General features: G+C 67.4%; 3 protein-coding genes. 1 reads left to right on the top strand and 2 read right to left on the bottom strand.

Annotation, left to right across the window (positions count from 1 at the left end):
- The coding region (locus AC1VAN_RS17015) for an acyl-CoA thioesterase (RefSeq protein WP_480986272.1) at positions 1-335 on the top strand (335 nt) is incomplete at its 5' end.
- A gap of 72 nt (positions 336-407) precedes the next feature.
- On the opposite strand, the gene ppc is transcribed toward AC1VAN_RS17015, so the two are convergent.
- Together ppc and AC1VAN_RS17005 are read right to left on the bottom strand one after the other, a co-directional pair.
- Entirely contained in the window at positions 408-3,119 is a 2,712-nt protein-coding gene (ppc, locus tag AC1VAN_RS17010) for a phosphoenolpyruvate carboxylase (RefSeq protein WP_442252413.1), read from the bottom strand.
- Positions 3,120-3,268: 149 nt separating this feature from the next.
- A partial coding sequence (locus AC1VAN_RS17005) for an alpha/beta hydrolase family protein (RefSeq protein WP_480986271.1) occupies positions 3,269-5,398 on the bottom strand: 2,130 nt, incomplete at its 5' end.

Raw genomic sequence — 5,398 nt, 5'->3', positions numbered from 1 at the left:
ACCAGGTAGTGTTCCGCCAGCCGATCGCGGTGGGCGAACTGGTCACCTTCCTTGCCTCGGTGAACTACACCGGTACCTCGTCGATGGAAATCGGCGTCAAGGTGGTGGCCGAGGACATCCTCAAGCGCAGCGTGCGCCACGCCAACAGCTGCTTCTTCACCATGGTGGCGGTGGACGAGGACGGCCGGCCGACGCCGGTTCCATCGCTGCAGCCGGCCAGTTCGGATGAAAAGCGCCGGCAGGCCGCGGCGCTGATCCGCCGCCAACTTCGGCAGGAAATGGAGCAGCGGCATCTGGAACTGCTGGCGTCCAATCCGCCGTCACCGGAAGAATGAAAGCGCGCCGACCGGGCTCGGCACCCGGCACTACCATTGCGAATTCGCCGGGCCATGCCCGGCGGATGCGGATCACCCCGTGTTCTGCACGCCCTGCGAGACACCATTCACGCAGGCCACCAGCGCACGCAGCAGGTCGTCGTCCTCGCGCCCGCTTTCGCGCCAGCGCTGCAGCAGGTCCACCTGCAGCACGCTGATCGGGTCCACATAGGGATTGCGCAGGCGGATCGACAGCGCCAGCCGCGCGTCGTGGTCCAGCAGGGTCTGCTGCTCCATCAGCGCCAGCAGCCAGTGCCGGGTCAGCTCCAGTTCGCGCTCGACCTGCGGGAAGAACGCATCGTGCAGCTCGCCGGACAGGCGCGAGAACTGTTCGGCGATGGTGATATCCCCCTTGGACAGCACCATCGCGATGTCATCCAGGAACGTGCGGAAGAACGGCCAGTCCCGCGCCATTTCACGCAACGTGGCTTCATGGCCGGCGTCGGCGGCCGCCTGCAGGCCGCTGCCGACCCCATACCAGCCCGGAATCACCGCGCGCGCCTGGCTCCAGGCGAACACCCACGGAATCGCGCGCAGGTTGGTCAAGGCCGCATCCTGGCCGAGCCGGCGCGACGGCCGCGATCCCAGCGTCATCCGTTCAATCACATCGATCGGCGTGGCGGTACGGAAGTAATCCATGAAACGCGGTTGGCCGACGAACGCCCGATAGACCTCGCTGCTGGAACCGGCGACCACGTCCATCACCGGCCGCCAATCATCCTCGCGCGGTTCGGCGGCACGCGGGCGCAGGCTGGCGCGCAGCACCGCACCGGTGGCTTGCTCCAGCGAACGCAATGCCAGCGCGCGGATGCCGTACTTGCGGTGGATCACCTCGCCCTGCTCGGTCACCCGCAGGCGGCCATCGATGCTGCCGCGTGGCGAGGCATCGACCGCGTGCGTGGTCTTGCCACCACCGCGGCTGATCGAGCCACCGCGGCCATGGAAGAAGGTCAGGCGCAGGCCCGCTTCGGCAGCCACTTCCAGCAGCTCCACCTGCGCGCGCTGCAGGCCCCAGCGTGATGCGGCAATGCCACCATCCTTGCTGCTGTCCGAATAGCCGAGCATCACCATCTGCACGTCCTCGCGTGCACGCAGGTGCGCGCGGTACACCGGATCGGCCAGCAGATCGCGCAGCGTCGCGGTGCCGCGCTTGAGGTCGTCCACGGTTTCGAACAGCGGCGCGATATCCAGCGGCACGTGGCCGGCGTCATCGACCAGGCCGCCACGACGCGCCAGGGCCAGCACCGCCAGCACATCGCCACGGTCGTGCGCCATCGAGATGATGTAGCTGCCCAGCGCGTCGCCACCATGCCGCGCACGGGCATCGGCCAAGGCCGCGAACACTGCATCCAAGCGCTGGTTGCCCTCATCATCGCCAACAGGCAATGGTGTTTCACCACTGGCATGCGGTGCCAGCAGGCGTGCGCGACCCGCTGTATCCAATGCGTCCCATGCCGCATCGCCCCCCAGCACTGCCGCCAGCGCGCGCGCATGCACGCTCGATTCCTGGCGCACATCCAGCCGCGCCAGATGGAAACCGAAGGTCTTCACCCGCCACAACAGGCGCTGCACCGCGAAGCCGCCGGCATGTTCGCCCCGGTTCGCGCGCAGGCTGTCGAGGATCAGCTGCAGGTCGTCGATCAGCTCGTCCGGGCCGGCATAGGCGCCGTCGGCATCATCCAGCGTGGCCTGCAGGCGTGCGCGCATGCGGTCATTGAGCAACCGATATGGCATGTCGGCATGGCGTGGCCGCGACTGCACCTGCGGCAGCAACTGCTGGTAATGCGCGACGCGCGCCTGCAGTGCATCGCTCACCCCAACCCGCTCGGTGGATTGGCTGAGCAGGCTGGCCAGCTGCAGCAGTTCCTTCTGGTAGCGGCCCAGCACGGCAACGCGCTGTGCATCCAGCGTATTGCGGATGGTGTGCGCATCCACATTGGGATTGCCGTCCATGTCGCCGCCCACCCACGTGCCGAAACGCAGCAGGCGCGGCAGCGGCAGTTCCGCGCTATAGGTATCGCGCAGTGCCTGTTGCAGCGATTCGTACAGCACCGGGATCACCCGGTACAGCACCTGCACCAGATAGAAGCCGACGTGCTCGCGTTCGTCGTCCACGGTCGGGCGCACCGGCGAGGAATCGGTGGTCTGCCACGAGGCGGTCAACGCCATGCGGAAACGCGCGGCATCTGCGGCTGCTTCACCCGGCGTGCGCTGGCCGTCGAGGTTGTCGACCAGGCTGGCCACCATCAGCTGTTCCTTCTCCAGCAGCGCGCGGCGCACCGCCTCGGTCGGGTGCGCGGTGAACACCGGCTCGATATCGATGCGTGGCAGCCACTGTGCCAGTTCATCCAGGCCGACGCCCTGCGCCTTCAGGTGCTGCAGGGCATCCTGCAGGCCATCGGGTTGCGGCGCGGCGGCAACGGCGCGCTGGTAGTCGCGGCGGCGACGGATGCGATGCACGCGCTCGGCGATGTTGACCACCTGGAAGTAGGTACTGAACGCACGCACCATTGTCTCGGCCTGCTGCGGTTCACGCCCAGCCAGGCCGTCGGCCAGCTCTGACAGCGGCGCCTGGTTCTCGCGGCGGGCAATGGCACGCGTGCGCACGTCCTCGACGTCATCGAGAAAGGCGGCCGATACCTGCTCGACCAGCAGGTCACCGACCAGTGCACCCAGACGGCGCACGTCGTCACGCAAGGGAAGATCAGGGGAAGCGAATTCGATACTGCTGCGGTACTCGTTCATCGGCGACGCACAGGCCTCGGTCAACGGATCCAGACCCCAAGCCTAAACCAGAACGCGTGCCGTGCTGCGCTGCAGAAATGGTTTCATCTGGTAGTGCCGGCCGCTGGCCGGCAACCTCACGTTGCGCCCCCCGGCACTACCAGCACTGGTCAGCGCGTCTTCTTCGCCTTGCCCTGCTGCACCGGGCCGAGGTTCTGCTCCAGCCAGCGTTCGCTTTCGGCCAGCATCGTCATGATCGATTCGCGTGCGCGGTAGGCATGCGACTCGTTCGGCAGCATCACCAGGCGGGCGGTGCCGCCCAGCCCCTTCACTGCGGCAAACATGCGTTCGCTCTGCATCGGGAAGGTGCCCGAGTTGTTGTCGTCCACGCCGTGGATGAAGAGGATCGGATCCTTGATCCTGTCGGCGTAATTGAACGGCGCCATCTTCTGGTACACGTCCTGCGCCTGCCAGTAGTTGCGCTCTTCGGCCTGGAAACCAAACGGGGTGAGCGTGCGGTTGTAGGCGCCGCTGCGCGCGATACCGGCCTTGAACAGGCGGGTGTGCGCGAGCAGGTTGGCGGTCATGAACGCACCGTAGGAGTGGCCACCGATGGCGATGTGCTCGCGGTCGGTCACGCCACGCCGCACCACCTCGTCCACTGCGGCCTGCGCATTGGCCACCAACTGTTCGATGTAGGTGTCGTTGGGTTCCTTGTCGCCTTCGCCGATGATCGGCATCGACGGGCTGGCCAGCACCACATAGCCCTTGGCCAGGAACGCCTGCGGGCCCCAGTAGCTGATGGCGTTGAAGCGGTACGGCGAATCGGTCACCTGGCTGGCGGCCGCCGCGCTCTTGAACTCACCCGGGTAGGCCCACATCAGCAGCGGCCGCGGACCATCGCGCTTGGGGTCATAGCCCGGCGGCAGCAGCAGGGTCGCGGTCAGGTCCACGCCGTCCTTGCGCTTGTAGCGGATCTGCTCCTTCTGCACGCCCTTCAGCTGCGGCAGCGGATGGGCGAAATGGGTCAGCGCACGCGGTGCGGCGTTGGTGTCGGCCAGCGACTGCACGTAGAAGTTGGTCGGCTCGTCCGGGCTCTCGCGGCTGATCAGCAGCGAACTGGCCTGCGCATCCAGCAGCGTTACCGGCGCGGCGTAGGTCGGTGCCTGCGAATGGAACAGGCGGGTTGCCTTGCCGCTGGCCACGTCGAAGCGATCAACGAACGGACGGTCGCCTTCCGGCGATGCACCGGCACCGGCCAGGTACAGGCTGCCGCCATCAGCGGTGGTCTGCAGCAGCGAGCGGCCGCGGTCATCACTGGCCATCAGCGGGCGGCCCGGATCGGCGTAGCGGTCCTGCGCGTCGCGATCCCACAGCAGCCTGGCATCGGCGCTGGCGTTGTCCGGTGCGATCAGCCAGGTCTTGCTGCGGCGGGTCTTCCACCACGATTCGTTGAGCAGGGCAAGGTCGCCGCGGCCCCAGCTGATGCCGGCATAGCGGCTGCCGAGCTGGGCCAGGGTCACCGGCGGCGTGTCGAACGGTGCGGCCTGCATGAACACCGCATCGCGCACCTTGGCTTCCCTGTTCGGGTCGCCACCATCCTGCGCTTCGGCCCAGACCAGAGTGGCATCGGCATCGCCACGCCAGCTGATGTCACGCACGCCGGTCACTTCGGCATCGTTGCCGGTCGGCAGGCCTTCCACCAGCGGCCGTACGGCCACGGTATGCACCAGCTTGCCGGTGCTGCGGTCGAGCACTTCGATACGGCGCGGGAAGCTGCTCAGCGGCACCACGTAGGAGTACGGACGCTGCACCGGCTGGCTGAGCACGAAGCGGCCGTCGGGCGACACCGCAAAACCCATGAAAATGCCGGCCGCACCAATGGCACGGCTCTGCCCGTCCAGCCCCACTTCCATCGGTTGGGTGGTGGCGTAGTAATCGAACTGGCGCGCGTCGGCCTCGTTCTTCAGCAGGTCCTGGTAGGTGCGGATGGACACCACGCCACCGCCCTGGCTGGTCTGCTGCACGGCCGGGCCGGTCGGGATGCCATCTGCAGCCGGGGCGGCGCCAAGGTTGGCCGGGCGGGTGAACACCACCAGGCCTCGGCTGTCCGGCAACCACTGGTAGCCACTGCCCAGAACGGTGTTCAGGCCGGCGACCAGGCGACGGGCGCTGCCGCCAGCCACGTCCACCAGCCACAGCTCATTGGCCCCGGTAGCGGCATCGACCTGGTTGAAGGCCAGCCACTTCTGGTCCGGCGACCACGTCAGGCCAGCCACTTCTGGTCCGGCGACCACGTC

The organism is Stenotrophomonas sp. 05L44_2 (assembly GCF_056665995.1).
The sequence above is the reverse complement of the archived record's forward strand: the minus strand, read 5'-3'. Positions and strand labels throughout refer to the sequence as shown.